This is a genomic window from Streptomyces sp. NPDC047002, from assembly GCF_040704505.1.
In the GTDB taxonomy this organism is placed as follows: domain Bacteria; phylum Actinomycetota; class Actinomycetes; order Streptomycetales; family Streptomycetaceae; genus Streptomyces.
In genome coordinates, this window is the sequence record NZ_JBEYWC010000008.1 from 46,181 (window position 1) to 64,889 (window position 18,709).

Sequence of the window (18,709 nt, forward strand, 5' to 3'; positions counted from 1 at the left end):
TTCGGTACGGGCCCGGCGGGCACGGCTAGGTGTGCCCGCCGGGTGAGCACACGGCCGCGCCCCCGCGGCCGCCGCACCCACCGAGAACCACCACGAAGGAGCCGCCGCCGTGCGCATCGGCATCGCACTCCCCAACACCACCACCGGTACCAGCGCCCCGCTGATGCGGGACTGGGCGGTCCGCGCCGAGGAGCGCGGCTTCGCCTTCGTCTCCACCATCGGCCGCGTCCCGTACCCCTCGTACGACTCGCTCACCGCGCTCGCCGTCGTGGCGGGCGCGACCTCCCGCATCGGGCTGACCACCAACGCGGTCCTCGGCCCCACCTACCCCGACGCGGTGCTCGCCAAGATCACCGGCACCCTCGCCCAGCTCAGCGGCGACCGCCTCACCCTCGGCCTCGGCGTCGGCGCCCGCCCCTCCGACTACGCCCCGGCCGAGCGCGACTTCGAGGGCAGGGGTGCGGCCTTCGACCGCCAGCTGGAGTACCTGCACGCCGCCTGGCGCGGCGAGGCCGTCGAGGACGGCGACTTCCCGGGCGAGCGGCGCGCCGTGGTCCCCGGCGGGGCCGAGGTTCCCGTACTGATCGGCGGCCACGGCGCGCGCGCCGTGCGCAGGACCGCGCGCTGGGGCGCGGGCTGGACCGGTGCGGGCGGCGGTCCCCGCAGGGCCGAGCCCATGGTCGGCCGGATCCGCGACGCCTGGCGCACCGCGGGCCGCACCGGCGAGCCCCGGCTGCTCGGCCTCGCCTACTTCTGCACCGACCCCGCGGACGAGGAGGCGTCCGACCGCTATGTCCGCAGCTACTACGCCTACGCGGGCGACCACGCGGGCACCATCGCCGACGGCGTGGTCCGCACCCCCGAGCGCATCCGCGGCATCGTCCGCGAGTTCGCCGGCATCGGCGTCAACGAGCTGACGTTCACGCCCACGATCGCGCGCCTCGACGAGGTCGACAGGCTGGCGGACCTGCTCCTGTGACGTGGGCGTTCCGTTCCCGTTCGGTGACGTCCCGGGGACAGTGCCCGGCGGCCGGTCCGGAGTAGTGTGAAGGCGTCCGGCGGCAGGGGGCCGCCGGGCAGCTCCGGTCCCGGCCGGACGGGTGGGTGGAGGTGGGACTGCGGTCGATGTCCGAGACAGATCTCTCGTCGGAGAGCCCCGTGGGGGCGGTCGGCCGGATCACGGTCCCGATCCCGCAGGACGGATTCGGCGAAGTGCTGGTAGCCGTGCGGGGCGGCTCCGAGGCGTACGCGGCCTGGGCGGACCAACCGATCGGCGCACACATCAGGGTGCTGGTCACCGAGTGCATCTCGGCCCGCTCCGTGATCGTGGAGCCCCTTCCCTCCTGACCACCGACCACCACGTTTGCGACAGGAGTCCACTCATGTTGTTCTGGCGTGTTCCCGCGCCCAACGAGGCCATGCTCATCTCCGGTTCCAAGCGGCGGCGGGACGACACGCAGTTCCGTATCGTCACGGGCCACGGCAGTTTCGTCCTTCCGGTCAAGCAGCGGGCGCGCATGCTCTCGCTCGCGCTGCGCGAGGCCGAGATCGCGGAGGAGTGCGTCACCCAGCAGGGCATCAGGCTGACCGTGCGGGCGGTGGCCGTCTTCAAGGTGGGCGACGACGCGGTGTCCATCGCCAACGCCGCCCGCAGGTTCCTCACCGAGCAGCACCGCATGGAGGAGCTGGTCGGCCGGATCTTCTCCGGCCATCTGCGGTCCATCATCGGCGGCCTCACCGTCGAGCAGATCATCCGCGAGCGCGACCGGGTCTCCCAGGAGGTGAAGGCGGGCAGCCACAGCGAGATGGAGAAGCTGGGCATCGTCGTGGACGCCCTCCAGATCCAGGAGATCATGGACAGCACCGGCTACGTCGACAACCTGGCGGCGCCGCACGCCGCCGCCGTCGCGAGCCAGGCGCGCATCGCCCAGGCACGTGCCGACCAGCAGGCGGCCGAGCGCGAGCAGGAGGCCGCCGCGCTCAAGGCCGCCTACGAGCGGGACACGGCGATCAAGCGCGCCGGGTTCCAGGCCGAGACCGAGCAGGCGGCGGCCCGCGCGAGCCAGGCGGGACCGCTGGCGGAGGCCAACGCCTCGCACGAGGTCATCGAGGCGCAGACGGCCCTCGCCGAGCGCCAGGCCCGGCTGGCCGCCCAGCGCCTGGAGGCGGAGGTACGGCGCCCCGCCGACGCCGAGGCGTACCGGCAGCGGACCCTCGCCGAGGCCAACCGCGACCGTGCCAAGGCGGAGGCGGACGGCAGGGCCTACGCCGAACGGGCCCTCGCGCAGGCCGAGGCCGACGCCAACGCCGCGCGCGCCGAGTCCCTGAAGAACGGCAACCAGGAGCTCATCGCCGCCAACCGCGTCGTCGAGGTGCTGCCCGAGCTCGCCGAGGCGGCGGCCCGCGGCCTCCAGGGCTCCCAGCTGACCGTGCTCAACGGCACGGACGGGCTCAACGAGATGGTGGCGGGCCTGGTCGGCCAGGGCATGGCCATCCTGAACACACTCCGCGCGCAGACCGGGCCGGCCAAGGCCGCGCAGAGCGGCACGGACCAGGCGCCGGGCGCCGAACTCCAGGTCCGCGAGCAGTCGGGCAGCGTCAACGGCGCGGCGACCGCGGCCCGCCGCGACGACAGCGGCTGACCGCCGCAGGGGGCCGTACCGCAGCGGACGGCGGTACGGCTCCCCGCGGTCGGTACGGTCGCGGGGAGCCGGCCTGCCGGGCCCGCCCCCCGCTCAGTGCTCCCTGCCGGTGGCGATCATGCCGAGGGTCACCAGGCCGAGCACGACCCAGCCGAACCAGAGCCAGCCGCTGCTCCCGAGCCCCACGGTGTACGCGGTGACCACCACGAGCGCGACCACGGTGACGACGCCCATGGTCTTGGTGGAACCGGACATCTGTGTCCTCCTCCCCGGCCAGACGGTGCCCCCATCCTCGCCGAACGGAGGCGCGGGCGCTAGCGGCCCCTGGCCTGGAGCGCCGCCAGGTAGGCGTTGTACGCGGCGAGCTCCTTGTCGCCGTCGCGATCGGCCGCCCGGTCGCTGCGGACGGCCTGGCGCTGGTCGGAGCGGTACCACTGGAAGACGAGAGCGATCAGCACCAGCACCGAGGGGACCTCGCTGAAGCCCCAGGCGATGCCGCCCGCCGCCGTCTGGTCGGAGAGCGCGTCGATGCCGAGCGAGGCCGCGGGGTGCTCGTACGCGCGGATCATCGGCTGGCTCGCCATCATCAGCGCGATGCCGAAGAACGCGTGGAACGGCATGCCCGCGAACAGCTCCAGCATCCGCATCAGGTAGCCGGAGCGGTGCGGGCCCGGGTCGACGCCCATGATCGGCCAGAAGAACAGCAGGCCCACCGCGAGGAAGTGCACCATCATCACGATGTGCCCCGCTTCGGAGCGCATCAGGAAGTCGAAGATCGGCGTGAAGTAGAGGCCGTACAGGCTCGCGATGAACACCGGGATCGTGAACGCCGGGTGCGAGACCACCCGCACGAACCGGCTGTGCAGCAGCATCAGCAGCAGCTCGCGCGGCCCCTTGCGGCCCCGCCCCAGCACCGGCAGGGTCCGCAGCGCCAGGGTCACGGGGGCGCCGAGCAGCAGCAGGATCGGCGCGACCATGCTGATGATCATGTGCTGCACCATGTGCACGCTGAACATGACCATGCCGTAGTCGTTGAGCGCCGTGCACATCGTCACGCCGACCATCAGGACGCCCGCGGCGAACGACACGGTCCTGCCGGGCGACCAGGCGTCGCCCCTGCGGCGCAGCCGCACCACGCCCCAGCCGTAGAGCGCGAGCGCCAGCACGCAGCCGACCAGGAAGAACGGGTCGTCCGAGTAGGCGAAGGCGCGCCCCAGCGTGAACGGCGGCAGGTCCGTCATCATGCCGTGCATGCCGTGATCCATCCGCGTACTCCCATGGGGGCTGGTTCGTGCCTGATGTCCGGACCCAGACTAGAACCGCCCCCGGCCGCGTTCGCGGGCGGGGGCGGCACCGGGACACGGCGGACGCACCGTCAGGCCGGCCGGCTCACAGCACGCACTCCGCCTCCGCGTACCGCTCGGCGGGCACCGTCTTGAGCGTCTCGACGGCCTCCGTCAGCGGCACCATGTCGATGTCGGTGCCGTGCAGCGCCGTCATCATGCCGAACTCGCCGCGGTGCGCCGCCTCGACCGCGTGCCAGCCGAACCGGGTCGCGAGCACCCTGTCGTACGCCGTGGGCGTGCCGCCGCGCTGGACGTGGCCGAGGATGACAGGCCGCGCCTCCTTGCCGAGCCGCTGCTCCAGCTCGACGGCGAGCTGCCCCGCGACGCCGGCGAACCGCTCGTGCCCGTAGATGTCGGTGCCGCCCTCGTCGAACTCCATCGAGCCCTCGCGCGGCTTCGCGCCCTCGGCGACCACCACGATCGCGAACCGCTTGCCCGCGGAGAACCGCCTGCCGACGACCTCGGCCAGCTCGTCGATGGCGAAGGGCCGCTCCGGCACGACGACGGCGTGGGCGCCCGCAGCCATGCCCGAGTGCAGCGCGATCCACCCGGTGTGCCGGCCCATGACCTCCACGATCAGCACCCGCTGGTGGGACTCGGCGGTGGTCTTCAGCCGGTCGAGCGCCTCCGTCGCCACCCCCACGGCCGTGTCGAAGCCGAAGGTCACGTCCGTCGACGCGATGTCGTTGTCGATGGTCTTCGGGACGCCGACGATCGGCAGCCCCGCCTCGGAGAGCAGGTTGGCCGCCTTCAGGGTGCCCTCGCCGCCGATCGGGATGATCACGTCGAGCCCCAGGTCGGCGACGTGGCCGCGGGCACGCTCCACGCCGCCGCGCAGGTGCGCGGGCTGCACGCGGGAGGAGCCGAGGATCGTGCCGCCCCTGGCGAGGATGCCGCCGACCGCGTCGAGGTCGAGCTTGCGGTAGTCGCACTCCAGGAGGCCCTTCCAGCCGTCGTGGAACCCGATGACCTCGTCGCCGTGGTCGACGACGGCCCGGTGCACCACGGACCGGATCACCGCGTTGAGACCAGGGCAGTCGCCGCCGGAGGTGAGGACGCCAATTCGCATGGCCCGGACAACCTTTTCAACGTGTGGGGCGATGGCCGGACCCCGTCGTCCGGTCTGATCGCCGCCACCCTACCGGCGCCCGGGGCCCGCGCCGAACCCGGCGTCCGCCTGCTGGACAGGCGGGCGCAGGCCCTCCCCGCCCCCGCGCTCAGATGGCGAATCCCCTGCTCAGAAGGGGTGCGGCCGGGGGTGTCCCCGGAGCCGCTCGGGTGGGCGGGAGGGCTGCTCAGGCGGGCTGCACGGCGGCGCTGATGCGCTCGTTCCTGAGGGCCTCGTACCACCGGTCGTCGACCGGCGGCAGCGCGTTCACGTCGAGGGCCAGCTTCAGCAGCAGGTCCGCGATGTGCGGGTTGCGCGCCATCACGGGCCCGTGCATGTACGTGCCGAAGACGGTGTCGTTGAACGCGCCCTCGGTGCCGTCGCCCGTGCCGTTGCCCCGGCCGAGCCGCACCCGGGCGAACGGCCGCGCCGTCGGGCCGAGGTGGGTGATGCCCTGGTGGTTCTCGAACCCGGTCAGCTGCGGCAGGTTCAGGTTCGGGTCGATGTCCGCGAGGACGTCGCCCACGCACCGATCACCCTCGCCGCGGGTGGAGATCACGTCGAGCAGGCCGAGGCCCGGCTCGCGCCGGCCGAGGTCGTTGACGAACTCGTGGCCCAGGATCTGGTAGCCCGCGCACACCGAGAAGACGATCGCGCCGTTGGAGACGGCGCGGTTCAGCCCGCCGTCCCTGCGCAGCCGCTCGGCGGCGAGCCGCTGCGGCCGGTCCTCGCCCCCGCCGATCAGATAGATGTCCCCCGAGGTCGGCACCGGCTGGTCGCTGCGGACGTCGACCCGGGACACGTTCAGCCTGCGCTGGTGGGCCCGGCGCTCGACGACCAGCGCGTTGCCCTGGTCCCCGTAGGTGCTCAGCAGGTCGGGGTAGATCCACACCAGCCTGAGGCTGCTCTCGCTCATGCTCGCTCGTTCCTCTCGTAAAGCTCGGCGGTGCGCGATCAGTTGCCGACGCGGCGGCGCAGGTCCTGGAAGGCCGTGTAGTTGGCGATCACCTCGATGCGTCCCGGGGGTGCGTACTGCACGGCCTCGTCCAGCGACTCGCAGACGCGGAAGGCGAGGCCCGCCACTTCGAGGCGGACCGCGAGATCGAGCTTGCGGTCGCCGAGCACGCAGATCGGGTGGCCCGTCAGCCGGGTGTAGTCGACGTCCCACAGCCAGGACGTGTCGGTGCCGTCGGCGCCGCGGGCGTTCACCGAGAGGATGACCGGGGTCGGCGGGGGATCGATCAGCGAGAAGGTCTCGAGCCAGCCCGCCGGGTTCTTCGCGAGCAGCAGCCGCAGGTCGCGGTTGTCGAACGACACCACGTCGTAGCGGCCCGCGACCGCCTGCACCTGGTACATGCGCTGGAGCGCGACGCCGGGCGGCACTCCGAAGGCCGCGGCGACAGCGGCGGACGTGGTGGCATTGGCCTTGTTGGCGCGCCCCGGCAGCTGGAGGTGGATCGGCCAGGCCGAGCCGTGCGGATCGAGCACGTGGTCGTCGCGCAGCGCCCAGCTCGGCGCAGGCCTGCGGAAGCCGCACTCGCCGCAGAACCAGTCGTCGCCCGGCCGCTGCATCACACCGCCGCAGGACGGGCAGGACCAGGCGTCGTCCTTCCACTCCTGGCCCGCCGCGACCCAGACCACGTTCGGGGACGAGGAGGCGGCCCAGACGATCAGCGGGTCGTCGGCGTTGGCGATCACCACGGCCTTGGTCCCGGCGAGCCCCTCGCGCCACTTCTCGGCGAGCATCCGGGTCTCCGCCGCGCGGTCGAGCTGGTCGCGGGAGAGGTTGAGCAGCGCGATCGCCTTGGGCGTGGTGTCGCGCGCGACACCCGCCAGGTACTTCTCGTCCACCTCGATCACGCCGAAGCGCGCGTCCGAGCCCCCGGCGAGCGCGGAGGTGATGCCCGCGGGCATGTTGGCGCCGAGCGCGTTGGAGACCACGGGGCCCGCCGCGCGCAGGGCCTCGGCGATCAGGCGGGTGGTGGTCGTCTTGCCGTTGGTCGCGGACACGAGGACGACGTCGAGGTGGTGCGCGAGCCGGCCCAACAGGTCGGGGTCGAGCCGGAGCGCCACCTTCCCGCCGATCACCGATCCGCTGCCGCGTCCGGCCGCGCGCGACACCGCCGCCGCGGCCTTGCCCGCCGTCACGGCCAGCTTGGCCCGCGAAGGCAGCGGCTCCGTGTTGCCTGCCATCGTCCCTGATCCTCCTCGCCTCGGTCCTGGGTCAGCCTACCGAGATCCGGCCACGCCCCAGAACCGAGGCACGGGCCCGCACCGCACGGAACACGCCGATCGTGCGGACCGTACCCTGGCGGTCATGCGAAAGCGTCCGATCCCCGGCAGCGCCGGGCGGGTACGAGCCGTGCGGACGCTCGGCGACCCCGTGCTGCACACGCCCTGCGCCCCGGTCACCGACTTCGGCCCCGCGCTCGCCGAGCTGGTCGACGACCTCTTCGCGACGATGTACGCGGCGGGCGGTGTCGGTCTGGCGGCCAACCAGATCGGCGTGGCGCGCCAGGTGTTCGTCTACGACTGCCCCGACGACGACGAGGTCCGCCACGTCGGGCACCTGGTGAACCCGCGGCTGCTCGCGGTGGAAGGACCGCTCCTGCGGGGCCCGGAGGGCTGCCTCTCCCTGCCGGGCCTCGAAGCGGGCACCGAGCGCGGCGACCGGGCCGTCGTGGCCGGTGCGACCTGCGAGGGGGAGCAGGTGCGCGTGGCGGGGGAGGGGTTCTTCGCGCGCTGCCTGCAGCACGAGACGGACCACCTGGCGGGCCGGGTGTACCCCGACCGGCTCGCCGGCAGGCGCAGGGCCAGGGTGCTGCGGGCCGCTGCCAGGGCGCCGTGGGCGGTCCGCTGAGCGGGGCGCGGCGCCGGGCGGCGTCAGAAGCCGGGGCCCTCGGCGCGGTCCTCGACGGTCGAGAGGCGGCCCCAGAGCAGGTCGGCCATGGCGGTCACCAGCTCGGCGCGGGAGCAGGGCCGTTCGCCGAGCCACCAGTCGCCGGCGCCGTGCATCATCCCGACGATCCCGTGGCCCCAGATCCTGGCGCGTCCCACGCCTGCGCCGCCCGATTCGACGCGTTCCTCGATGACCTTGCCCAGCTCCTCGCCGAGGCGGCGCAACAGCGGCGCGGAGTGCCGTCCCACGTCGAAGTTGCGGTCGAGCGGCGGCGGGTCCTCCGCCGGGTGCATGAGGAAGCGGTAGACCTGCGGGTTCGCCTCGATCGCCGCGAGGTACGTGTCGAGCGTGGCCTCCACGCGTCTGCGGCGCTCGGCCGGTGCGTCGAGCGCGGCCCGCAGCGCGGCCAGCAGGGCGTCCGTGTGCCGCTTGGCGAGCGCCCGGTACAGGCCGCCCTTGTCGCCGAAGTGCCGGTAGAGGATGGGCTTGGTGATGCCCGCCTCCGCCGCGATCGCGTTCATGGAGGCTCCGGGGCCGTCCCTGAGCACCACCCGCTCCGCCGCCTCCAGCAGGTCACGCCGCCGCTGCTCGGCCGCGCGCCGCTGCTCCTGCTGTGGAGTGGTCTCCATGATTTCTCCCCGCCCCTACCCAATCCGTGATGCTCGCGCAACCTAACACCCCCGTCGCGGGAGTGCTGATCAGCGGTGATTGGTTGACAGGGCCTACTGACCGGTAACAGACTGTGGTTACCAGCAGTAACGATGGAGGGGAAGATGGCCGAGTTCACTCTCGAACCCAGCGACGAGCAGAAGGAGGTCCGCGACTGGCTGCACGGATTCGCCGCGGACGTGATCCGTCCCGCCGCCGCCGAGTGGGACGAGCGCGAGGAGACCCCCTGGCCCATCATCCAGGAGGCGGCCAAGCTCGGGATCTATTCCCTCGACTTCTACGCCCAGCAGTACTTCGACCCGTCGGGCCTCGGCCTCCCCCTCGTGATGGAGGAGCTGTTCTGGGGCGACGCGGGCATCGGCCTGTCCATCGTCGGTACGGGCCTCGCCGCGGTCGGCGTCCTCGCCAACGGCACCGACGAGCAGATCGGCACCTGGATACCGCAGATGTACGGCGACGCCGCCGACGTCAAGCTCGCCGCCTTCTGCTCGTCCGAGCCCGACGCCGGCTCCGACGTCGCCGCCATGCGCACCCGCGCCGTCTACGACGAGGCCGCCGACGAGTGGGTGCTCAACGGCACCAAGACCTGGGCCACCAACGGCGGCATCGCCAACGTCCACGTCGTCGTCGCCGTCGTCGACCCGGAGCTCGGCTCCAAGGGCCACGCCTCCTTCATCGTGCCGCCGGGCACCAAGGGGCTCTCGCAGGGCCAGAAGTTCAAGAAGCACGGCATCCGCGCCTCCCACACGGCCGAGGTCGTGCTCGACGACGTGCGCGTCCCCGGAGCCTGCCTGCTCGGCGGCAAGGAGAAGCTCGACGAGCGCCTCGCCCGCGCCCGTGAGAAGGCCAGGAAGGGCGGCGAGCGCGTCAAGAACGCCGCGATGGCCACCTTCGAGGCGTCACGCCCCGCCGTCGGCGCGATGGCCGTGGGCACCGCGCGCGCCGCGTACGAGGTCGCCCTCGACTACGCCACGACCCGCACCCAGTTCGGCCGCCCCATCATCGACAACCAGGGCGTCGCCTTCCAGCTCGCCGACATGCGCACCCGCGTCGACGCCGCCAGGCTCCTGGTGTGGCGCGCCTCCTGGATGGCCGCGAACGGCAAGAAGTTCGAGTCGGCCGAGGGCTCCATGTCCAAGCTGTTCGCCAGCGAGACCGCCAAGCAGGTCACCGCGCAGGCCGTGCAGATCCTCGGCGGCAACGGCTACACCCGCGAGTACCCCGTCGAGCGCATGCACCGGGACGCCGCCATCTACACCATCTTCGAAGGCACGAGCGAGATCCAGCGCCTCGTCATCGCGCGGACCCTCTCGGGTGTGCCGATCCGCTGACCCCCCACGGGCGCGCGCGGCTCCGCTCCCCGCGGGGAGCGGAGCCGCTTCGCGTGCGCCGCGCGTCAGGCGGGCAGCTGGGCCTCCAGGGCGGAGACGACCGCCGGGTCCTCGGGCGCCGTCCCGGTGCGGAACCGCGCCACCACCTCGCCCTGCGGGCTCAGCAGCCACTTCTCGAAGTTCCACGCCACGTCGCCGGCCTCGCCCTCGGCGTCGGCCGCCCCGGTGAGCTCAGCGAACAGCGGGTGCCGGCCGTCGCCGTTGACGTCGGTCTTCTCCAGCATCGGGAACGTGACCCCGTACGTCGTCGTGCAGAACGTCCTGATCTCCTCGGCGGTGCCGGGCTCCTGGCCGCCGAACTGGTTGCACGGCACGCCGACGACCGTGAACCCCCGGTCCCCGTACGTCTTCTGCAGCCCTTCGAGCGCCGTGTACTGCGGGGTGGCGCCGCACTTGGACGCCACGTTGACCACCAGCACGGCCTTGCCCCGGTACTCGGCGAGCGACGTGGGTTCACCGGCCAGCGTGCGCAGCGGGATGTCGTACAGACTCATGAAGCGGACCTTCCTCGTTCCTGCCGGGTCGCCCTCCGGCTCTCCGGGGGCTCTCCGGCCACGGTGGTGGTGCCCGTCCATTGTGGACCCGCCGGTTCAGCCCCAGGCCGCCGCCCCGCCGCCCGGCGGGGCGCGCGGCGGCGTCAGAGGCGGCCGACCGACGTGACCCGCACCACCGCGAGCCCCTGCTCGTCCGACGCGGCGAGGTCGACCTCGGCGCTGACGCCCCAGTCGTGGTCGCCCTCCGGGTCGGCGAAGGCCTGCCGCACCCGCCACACCCCGTGCGCCGGGTCCTCCTCGATGGACAGCAGCTTCGGGCCCCGCGCGTCCGGTCCCGTGGCCAGGTCGTCGTACTCGTCCCAGTAGCCGTCCATCGCCTCTGCCCAGGCGTCCTCGTCGAAGCCCGACTCTGCGTCCATCGCACCCAGTTCTGCGACCTTGTCCAGGGCGGCGAGCTCCACCCTGCGGAACATCGCGTTGCGCACGAGCACCCGGAAGGCCCGCGCGTTCGCCGTGACGGGGCGCACCTGGTCCGCCTTCTCCTGCGCCTCCTCGGCGCTCTCCTCCTCCGGGTTGGCGAGCTGCTCCCACTCGTCCAGCAGGCTGGAGTCGACCTGCCGCACCAACTCGCCGAGCCACGCCGTCAGATCCTCCAGGTCCTCCGACTTCAGATGCTCGGGAATGGTGTGCTCCAGCGCCTTGTAGGCGCTCGCCAGATAGCGCAGCACGATGCCCTCGGTCCGCGCCAGCTCATAGAACCGGGTGAACTCCGCGAAAGACATGGCCCGTTCGTACATGTCCCGGATCACCGACTTGGGCGAGACCGGGTGGTCGCCGACCCACGGGTGGCTCCTGCGGTACACGTCGTACGCGTGCCACAGCAGCTCCTCCAGGGGCTTCGGGTACGAGACCTCCTGGAGGCGTTCCATGCGCTCCTCGTACTCGACGCCGTCCGCCTTCATCTCCGCGACCGCCTCGCCGCGCGCCTTGTTCTGCTGGGCCCCCAGGATCTGCCGCGGGTCGTCGAGCGTCGACTCCACCACCGAGACCATGTCGAGCGCGTACGAGGGCGACTCGGGGTCGAGCAGCTCGAACGCGGCGAGCGCGAACGTGGACAGCGGCTGGTTGAGCGCGAAGTCGCGCTGGAGGTCGACCGTCAGCCGGACGATCCTGCCCTCCGCGTCCGGCGCGTCGAGCCGCTCCACCACGCCGCCGTCGAGCAGCGAGCGGTAGATCGCGACGGCCCGCCGGATGTGCCGCAGCTGCTGCCTGCGCGGCTCGTGGTTGTCCTCAAGTAGGTGCCGCATCGCGTCGAAGGCGTTGCCAGGACGTGCGATCACCGAGAGCAGCATGGTGTGGGTGACCCGGAACCGCGAGGTCAGCGGCTCGGGATCGGCGGAGATCAGCTTCTCGAACGACGCCTCGGACCAGGCGACGAACCCCTCGGGCGCCTTCTTGCGCACCACCTTGCGGCGCTTCTTCGGATCGTCGCCCGCCTTGGCGAGCGCCTTCTCGTTCTCGATCACGTGCTCGGGCGCCTGCGCCACGACCAGGCCCGCCGTGTCGAAGCCCGCGCGCCCCGCCCGGCCCGCGATCTGGTGGAACTCCCGCGCGCGCAGCGTCCGCACGCGGCTGCCGTCGTACTTCGTGAGCGCGGTGAACAGCACCGTGCGGATCGGCACGTTCACCCCGACGCCCAGCGTGTCCGTGCCGCAGATCACCTTGAGCAGCCCCGCCTGCGCCAGCTTCTCCACCAGCCGCCGGTACTTGGGCAGCATCCCCGCGTGGTGCACGCCGATGCCGTGCCGCACGTACCGCGACAGGTTGCGGCCGAAGGCCGTGGTGAAGCGGAAGTTGCCGATCAGGTCGGCGATCCGGTCCTTCTCCTCGCGCGAGCACATGTTGATGCTCATCAGCGACTGCGCCCGCTCCACGGCCGCCGCCTGCGTGAAGTGCACGATGTAGACCGGCGCCTGGTGCGTCTCCAGCAGCTCCGTCAGCGTCTCGGTGATCGGCGTCGTGCGGTACTCGTACGACAGCGGGACGGGCCGCGTCGCCGAGCGCACCACCGCGGTCTCGCGTCCCGTGCGGCGCGTCAGGTCCTCCTCGAACCGCGACACGTCGCCGAGCGTCGCCGACATCAGCACGAACTGCGCCTGCGGCAGTTCGAGCAGCGGGATCTGCCAGGCCCAGCCGCGGTCCGGCTCCGCGTAGAAGTGGAACTCGTCCATCACGACCTGGCCGATGTCCGCGTACTTCCCGTCACGCAGCGCGATCGCCGCCAGCACCTCGGCGGTGCAGCAGATCACCGGCGCGTCCGCGTTGACCGACGCGTCGCCGGTCAGCATGCCGACGTTCTCCGTGCCGAACAGCTTGCACAGGTCGAAGAACTTCTCCGAGACCAGCGCCTTGATCGGGGCCGTGTAGAACGTGACCTCGTCCCTGGCGAGCGCCGCGAAGTGCGCACCCGCGGCCACCAGGCTCTTGCCCGAGCCTGTCGGGGTGGACAGGATCACGTTGTTCCCCGACACCACCTCGATCAGGGCCTCCTCCTGCGCCGGATAGAGGGAGATGCCCCGCTCCTCGCTCCATGTCGAGAAGGCCTCGAAGAGGGCATCGGGGTCGGCGTCCTTCGGCAGCTGATCGATAAGGGTCACACCACCATCTTGCCCGCTCCGCGTCCGGATGCGGGAACCGGACGGCCCGGCGAAGATCACGGACTGTACGCTGCGGAGCCGGGCGGCATGATCGCCGGCGCCGACGACAACTCCAGAGGGAGACGCGTACCACCATGATGGGACCAGCACACTCGCTGTCGGGGGCGGCCGCGTGGCTCGGAGCGGGTGCCGCGGCGTCGGCGCTCGGACACGGCATGCCCTGGCCGGTCCTCGTGGCGGGAGCACTGATCTCCTCGGGCGCGGCGCTCGCGCCCGACCTCGACCACAAGGCCGCGACGATCTCCCGGGCCTTCGGGCCGATCTCCCGGTGGGTGTGCGCCTTCGTCGACGCGCTCTCCCACTTCGCCTACCGGTCCACCCGGCTCAAGGGCGACCCGAGCAGCCGCAGCGGCGGCCACCGCACGCTCACCCACACCTGGCTGTGGGCCGTGCTGATCGGCGCCGGCGCCTCCGCGCTCGCCGTGAAGGGCGGCCGCTGGGCGGTCCTCGCGATCCTCTTCGTCCACATGGTGCTCGCGGTGGAGGGCCTGCTGTGGCGGGCCGCGCGGGTGTCGAGCGACGTCCTGGTGTGGCTGCTGGGCGCGTTCGCCGCCTGGACGCTCGCCGGTATCCTCGACGAGCCGGGCCACGGAGCGAACTGGCTGTTCACCGACCCGGGCCAGGAGTACCTGTGGCTCGGTCTCCCGATCGTCCTCGGCGCGCTGGTGCACGACCTCGGCGACGCGATCACCGTCTCGGGCTGCCCGATCCTGTGGCCCATCCCGATCGGCCGCAAGCGCTGGTACGCCTTCGGGACGCCGAAGCCCATGCGCTTTCGCGCGGGCAGCTGGGTCGAGGTGAAGATACTGATGCCCCTCTTCATGATCCTCGGCGGGCTCGGCGGAGTGGTCGCGCTCGGCATCCTGTGACTGCGGCCCGGGGCGCGCCCGCAGGGGCGGGCCCCGGGCCGCGGCGCATGCTCACCCGTGCCAGGACCGCCAGAGCGCCGCGTACGCGCCGTCCGCCGCCACCAGCTCGTCGTGCGGGCCGAGTTCGCTGATCCGCCCGTCCTCCACGACCGCGATCAGGTCCGCGTCGTGGGCCGTGTGCAGCCGGTGCGCGATCGCGATGACCGTACGGCCCTCCAGCACCCGGCCGAGCGAGCGCTCCAGATGGCGGGCCGCCCTCGGGTCGAGCAGCGAGGTCGCCTCGTCGAGCACCAGCGTGTGCGGGTCGGCGAGCACGAGCCGCGCCAGCGCGACCTGTTGGGCCTGTGCCGGGGTGAGCGCCGCGCCGCCGGCGCCGACCTCCGTGTCCAGGCCGTCCACCAGGGACCCGGCCCAGCCGTCCGCGTCGACCGCGCCGAGCGCCGCCCACAGCTCCGCGTCGTCGGCCTCCGCCCTGGCGAGGCGGAGGTTGTCGCGCAGCGAGCCCACGAAGACGTGGTGCTCCTGGTTGACCAGCGCCACATGCCGGCGCACCGACTCGGCGGGCATCCGGGAGAGTTCGGCGCCGCCGAGCGTGACCGCCCCGCGCCGGGGCCCGTAGATCCCGGCGAGCAGCCTGCCGAGCGTCGACTTGCCCGCCCCCGAGGGGCCGACGAGCGCGAGCCGGGTGCCGGGGGCGACGCCGAGCGACACCCGGTGCAGCACGTCGACGCCCGCCGTGTAGCCGAAGTGGACGCCGTCCGCGCGCACCTCGCGTCCCGCGGGGGAGAGGGCGGGATCGCCGCCGTCCTGCTCGATGTCCCGCACGCCCACCAGCCGGGCGATCGAGACCTGGGCGACCTGGAGTTCGTCGTACCAGCGCAGGATGATCTCCATCGGGTCCACGAGCATCTGCGCGAACAGCGCGCCCGTCGTGAGCCGGCCGACGTCGATCCACCCCTGCAGCACGAACACCCCGCCGAGCAGCAGCGTCGCGAGGAAGACCAGCGACGAGGTGAGGTTGATGACCGGGAACAGCACGGTGCGCAGCCACAGCGTGTAGCGCTCCCACGCGGTCCAGCGGGCGATCCGCAGGTCGGACAGGGCCACGCGGCGCCCGCCGAGCCGGTACGCCTCGACCGTGCGGCCCGCGTCGACCGTCTCCGTCAGCGACGCGGCGACCGCCGCGTACCCGGCGGCCTCCGAGCGGTACGCGGACGGCGCCCGCCGGAAGTACCAGCGGCAGCCGACGATCAGCAGCGGCGCGGCCACCAGCACGGCGAGCGCGAGCGGCGGCGCCGTCACGGTGACGGCGCCCACCAGCAGCGCCACCCACACCACGCCGACGGCGAGTTGGGGCACGGCCTCGCGCATGGCGTCCGCGAGCCGGTCGACGTCGGTGGTGATCCTGGACAGCAGGTCGCCCGTGCCCGCGCGCTCCAGCACGCCGGGCGGCAGCCCCACCGCCCTGACAAGGAAGTCCTCGCGCAGATCCGCGAGCATCTCCTCGCCGAGGACGGAGCCGCGCAGCCGCACCGTGCGGGTGAACACCGTCTGCGCGATCAGCGCGGCCGCGAACACCGCGGCGACCAGGGGCAGATGGAGCTCCTGCGCGCTGTGCGCCCCGTCCGCGAGCCGCTGCACGACGGTGCCGAGCAGATAGGGGCCCACCATCGAGGCCACCACGGAGCCCGCGTTCACCGAGAGCAGCACGAGGAACGCGCGGCGGTGGCGGCGCAGCAGGCCCGCCACGTACGCCCGTACGGTCGCGGCCGAGCCCACGGGCAGGACCGTCGCCGCGTCCTCGGGAGCCGCCGGGTCGAAGCGGGGTCTCGCGGGGGCCCTCATGCGCTCTCCTTCCTCTCGTCGGTACGGCCGGTGCGGTGGCCGTGGGCCCGCTCTCCGGTGTCCGCGTCGGTCTCGCGGGTGACGACGGCGCGGTAGCGGTCGTCCGTGCGCAGCAGGTCGCGGTGGCTCCCGGTGGCCGCGGCCTTCCCTTCGAGCACGAGGACCACCCGGTCGGCCCGGTCGAGCAGCAGGGGCGAGGACGCGAACACCACCGTCGTACGGCCGGTGCGCAGCCGCTGCACCCCGTCGGCGACGCGCGCCTCGGTGTGCGAGTCGACCGCCGATGTCGGCTCGTCGAGCACCAGCACCTCGGGGTCGGCGACCAGCGAGCGCGCCAGCGCGAGCCGCTGCCGCTGCCCGCCGGAGAGCGACCTGCCGCGCTCGGTGATCCGCGCGGCCATCGGGTCGGCGGCCCCGCCGCCCCCCGGCGGCGGGGCCGACCTGACCAGGGCTTCGAGCACGTCTCCGCACTGGGCTGCGGCCAGCGCACGGTCCGGCGCGACGGCGCCGGACGAGGGCACGTCGAGCAGTTCTGCCAGGGTCCCGGAGAGCAGCACCGGGTCCTTGTCCTGGACCAGCACCCGCGCGCGGGCGGCGGCCAGCGGCATCGCGTCGAGTGCCGCGCCGTCCAGCAGGACCGAGGGCACGGGGGCACCGGCCGCCCCCGCCCTGTCCGCGGGGCCGTCCGCCCGCTCGGCCGCCCGGTCGGGGGCCGAGCCCTCGCCGTGCCCGCCCAGGTGCTCCGCGAGCCGCCCGGCCACGTCGGGGTCGCCGCACACCACCGCGGTCAGCAGCCCGGAGGGCGCGAACACCCCGCTGACCGGGTCGAAGAGGCCGCCCGCAGCCTCCGCGTCCGCCCGCGGCCCGGGGACACCGCACCCGGCGGCCCCGGATGCGGGCGCGGGCGCCGCGGCGGCGTCCGCGGGCGCCGCGTCTGCCCGTACGAGCGCCATGACGCGCGCCGCGCGCGTGGCCGAGGGGCGGGAGACCGAGAAGGCGACCGCGATCTCCTCGAACCGCTGGAGCGGCACGAGCAGCAGGGTCACCGCGCTGTACACGGTCACCAGCTCACCCGGCGTGATCCGGCCGTCCAGCGCGAGCCGCGCCCCGTACCAGACCACGGAGATCAGCATCAGCCCCGGAAGCAGCACCTGGACCGCCGAGATCAGCGACCACATGCGGGCGCTGTGCACCGCGGCCCTGCGGACCTCCTGCGACATCGCGCGGTAGCGCCCGAGGAACAGCTCCTCGCCGCCGACGCCCCGCAGCACCCGCAGCCCGGCGACGGTGTCGGAGGCCAGCTCCGTGGCCCGGCCCGCCTTCTTCCGCTGCACGTCGACCCGGCGGGTCGCGGGCGCGAGCAGCGGCAGCACGGCGAGCGCGAGCACCGGCACGCCGACGGCGACCAGCAGGCCGAGCGAGGGCACGTACAGGAGCAGGCCCACCGCGATCGCGACGACCGCGACGGCGGCGGCGAGGAAGCGCGAGGTCGCCTCGACGAACCAGCCGATCTTCTCGATGTCCCCGGTCGACACGGTCACGATCTCGCCCGCCGCGACCCGCCGGGACAGGGTGGAGCCGAGCTCGACCGCCTTGCGGGCGAGGAGCTGCTGGAGCCGGGCGGCTGCCGTGATCCAGTTCGTGATGGACGCGCGGTGCAACATCGTGTCGCCGACCGCGAGGACGGCCGCGCTCAGCGCGATCAGCCCTGCCGCAAGGGCGAGCCGCCCGCCCGAGCGGTCCACCACGGCCTGCACGGCGACGCCTGAGCCCAGCGGCAGCGCCGCCATGCCGGCCTGCTCGACCAGCCCCCAGGCGAGGGAGGTGAGCTGCCCGCCGAGCTGGCCGCGGAACAGCCACCGCAGGAACCGGTCGCCCGACCTGGCGTCGGGGACGCCGGGATCTGCGTAGGGGAGGTCGTGAATGCGCATGATGTCCCGTGACTCGTGGGCGGCCAAGGCGTGCAAGCTTCGCTTCGGCGGCGAGCCGGGGGCAATCGCTTTTCGCGGCAGGCGGCCGGGTTCGGGGCGCCCCGACCGGGCGGTCAGCCGCCCCGGTGTGGACCGTCCCCGGGCGCGGCCCACGCGTCAGGGGGCGTCTCGACCAGGGCGGAGAGCAGCTCGCCCAGCGTCTCGCGCTGCTCGTCGCCGAGCGGCGCGAGCACCTCCTCGGCCGCGGAGCGGCGCGCGTCGCGCAGGGCGCGGAGCGTGTCGTGGCCGGAATCCGTCAGCTCCACCCTGATCACCCTGCGGTTCGCCGGGTCCGGCACGCGGCGCGCCCAGCCGTTCGCCTCAAGGCCGTCGACCAGGGTGGTCACCGCACGCGGCACCACTTCGAGCAGGGCCGCGAGGTCCGCCATCCGGGGCGGCCCGCCCCGGTGCGCCACGCAGTACGCGACCGTGCGCAGCAGCCGCCCCTGCGCCGGCGTGATCCCGACAGGGCCGAGCCGGTGCTTCTGGATGCGGTGGATGCGGCGGGTGAGGCGCAGCAACTGCTCGGCGAGCTGCCCGTCGCGGTCGGACGCGTCGCGGCCCGTGGCGCTCCCGGAGGCGGGGTCGGCTGCGCTCCCGCCGGCACCGTCCGGGGCGTGCGGGGCGGCTGGGGCGTCCGGGCGGTCGGAGGTCTCCATGCGGGAACAATATCAGGATCATGTTCATTGTGAGCATAGGTAAGAATGAGCTACCCTCCCCAGGACCACCAGGGCGCAGCGGTCGCGTGAACCCCCGCGC

The 18,709-nt window shown here is 73.3% G+C and carries 17 protein-coding genes; 6 read left to right on the forward strand and 11 right to left on the reverse strand.

What is annotated here, in order from left to right; all coding sequences use genetic code 11:
• Positions 1-109: 109 nt before the first annotated feature.
• The 3 genes from AB0910_RS10580 to AB0910_RS10590 all read left to right on the forward strand — a co-directional run bounded on the left by AB0910_RS10580 (position 110) and on the right by AB0910_RS10590 (position 2,642).
• Positions 110-979: an LLM class flavin-dependent oxidoreductase gene (locus tag AB0910_RS10580; protein ID WP_366744159.1), complete on the forward strand. Its 870-nt coding sequence runs from the start codon at positions 110-112 to the stop codon at positions 977-979.
• Between the two features lie 146 nt (positions 980-1,125).
• A complete protein-coding gene (locus tag AB0910_RS10585; protein WP_366744160.1) occupies positions 1,126-1,347 on the forward strand; it encodes a hypothetical protein in 222 nt (73 codons plus the stop codon).
• Positions 1,348-1,382: 35 nt separating this feature from the next.
• Positions 1,383-2,642 (forward strand): SPFH domain-containing protein, encoded by a 1,260-nt coding sequence (locus AB0910_RS10590; RefSeq protein ID WP_366744161.1) that lies wholly within the window; start codon positions 1,383-1,385, stop codon positions 2,640-2,642.
• A 93-nt stretch (positions 2,643-2,735) separates the two neighbouring features.
• Here the strand turns inward: AB0910_RS10590 and AB0910_RS10595 are convergent, their stop codons facing one another.
• From AB0910_RS10595 to AB0910_RS10615, 5 genes are all read right to left on the reverse strand, one after another.
• Positions 2,736-2,897: a hypothetical protein gene (locus tag AB0910_RS10595; RefSeq protein WP_366744162.1), complete on the reverse strand. Its 162-nt coding sequence runs from the start codon at positions 2,895-2,897 to the stop codon at positions 2,736-2,738.
• Between the two features lie 59 nt (positions 2,898-2,956).
• Positions 2,957-3,907, reverse strand: coding sequence for a cytochrome c oxidase assembly protein (locus AB0910_RS10600; RefSeq protein WP_366744163.1), 951 nt, complete (start codon positions 3,905-3,907; stop codon positions 2,957-2,959).
• Positions 3,908-4,031: 124 nt separating this feature from the next.
• Positions 4,032-5,057: a 6-phosphofructokinase gene (locus AB0910_RS10605; protein ID WP_366744164.1), complete on the reverse strand. Its 1,026-nt coding sequence runs from the start codon at positions 5,055-5,057 to the stop codon at positions 4,032-4,034.
• Between the two features lie 226 nt (positions 5,058-5,283).
• A complete protein-coding gene (locus AB0910_RS10610) occupies positions 5,284-6,012 on the reverse strand; it encodes a glutamine amidotransferase (protein ID WP_366744165.1) in 729 nt (242 codons plus the stop codon).
• A 38-nt stretch (positions 6,013-6,050) separates the two neighbouring features.
• On the reverse strand, positions 6,051-7,289 hold the full coding sequence (locus tag AB0910_RS10615) for a MurT ligase domain-containing protein (RefSeq protein WP_366744166.1): 1,239 nt from the start codon (positions 7,287-7,289) through the stop codon (positions 6,051-6,053).
• Positions 7,290-7,413: 124 nt separating this feature from the next.
• Here AB0910_RS10615 and def point away from each other — a divergent pair, with 124 nt between their 5' ends.
• Positions 7,414-7,956 (forward strand): peptide deformylase, encoded by a 543-nt coding sequence (gene def, locus AB0910_RS10620; protein ID WP_366744167.1) that lies wholly within the window; start codon positions 7,414-7,416, stop codon positions 7,954-7,956.
• A gap of 23 nt (positions 7,957-7,979) precedes the next feature.
• Here the strand turns inward: def and AB0910_RS10625 are convergent, their stop codons facing one another.
• A complete protein-coding gene (locus AB0910_RS10625) occupies positions 7,980-8,624 on the reverse strand; it encodes a TetR family transcriptional regulator (protein ID WP_366744168.1) in 645 nt (214 codons plus the stop codon).
• A gap of 144 nt (positions 8,625-8,768) precedes the next feature.
• Between AB0910_RS10625 and AB0910_RS10630 the strand changes: the two genes are divergently transcribed.
• The gene (locus AB0910_RS10630) at positions 8,769-9,995 is read left to right on the forward strand and encodes an acyl-CoA dehydrogenase family protein (protein WP_366744169.1); all 1,227 of its coding nucleotides are present in this window, start codon (positions 8,769-8,771) and stop codon (positions 9,993-9,995) included.
• 65 nt (positions 9,996-10,060) lie between these two features.
• On the opposite strand, the gene AB0910_RS10635 is transcribed toward AB0910_RS10630, so the two are convergent.
• Both AB0910_RS10635 and AB0910_RS10640 read right to left on the reverse strand, forming a co-directional pair.
• Positions 10,061-10,549 carry a glutathione peroxidase gene (locus tag AB0910_RS10635; RefSeq protein WP_366744170.1) on the reverse strand — a complete coding sequence of 163 codons (489 nt, stop codon included), beginning with the start codon at positions 10,547-10,549 and terminating at the stop codon, positions 10,061-10,063.
• A 143-nt stretch (positions 10,550-10,692) separates the two neighbouring features.
• Positions 10,693-13,206: a DUF3516 domain-containing protein gene (locus AB0910_RS10640; protein ID WP_366744171.1), complete on the reverse strand. Its 2,514-nt coding sequence runs from the start codon at positions 13,204-13,206 to the stop codon at positions 10,693-10,695.
• Positions 13,207-13,340: 134 nt separating this feature from the next.
• On the opposite strand from AB0910_RS10640, the gene AB0910_RS10645 reads away from it, so the two are divergent.
• Positions 13,341-14,135, forward strand: coding sequence for a metal-dependent hydrolase (locus tag AB0910_RS10645; protein WP_366744172.1), 795 nt, complete (start codon positions 13,341-13,343; stop codon positions 14,133-14,135).
• A 51-nt stretch (positions 14,136-14,186) separates the two neighbouring features.
• On the opposite strand, the gene AB0910_RS10650 is transcribed toward AB0910_RS10645, so the two are convergent.
• The 3 genes from AB0910_RS10650 to AB0910_RS10660 form a co-directional block, all read right to left on the reverse strand.
• On the reverse strand, positions 14,187-15,980 hold the full coding sequence (locus AB0910_RS10650; protein ID WP_366744173.1) for an ABC transporter ATP-binding protein: 1,794 nt from the start codon (positions 15,978-15,980) through the stop codon (positions 14,187-14,189).
• Positions 15,977-17,911: an ABC transporter ATP-binding protein gene (locus tag AB0910_RS10655; protein WP_366744174.1), complete on the reverse strand. Its 1,935-nt coding sequence runs from the start codon at positions 17,909-17,911 to the stop codon at positions 15,977-15,979. The genes AB0910_RS10650 and AB0910_RS10655 overlap by 4 nt, the downstream gene beginning before the upstream one ends.
• A gap of 113 nt (positions 17,912-18,024) precedes the next feature.
• Entirely contained in the window at positions 18,025-18,609 is a 585-nt protein-coding gene (locus AB0910_RS10660; protein ID WP_366744175.1) for a MarR family transcriptional regulator, read from the reverse strand.
• Positions 18,610-18,709 lie beyond the last annotated feature (100 nt).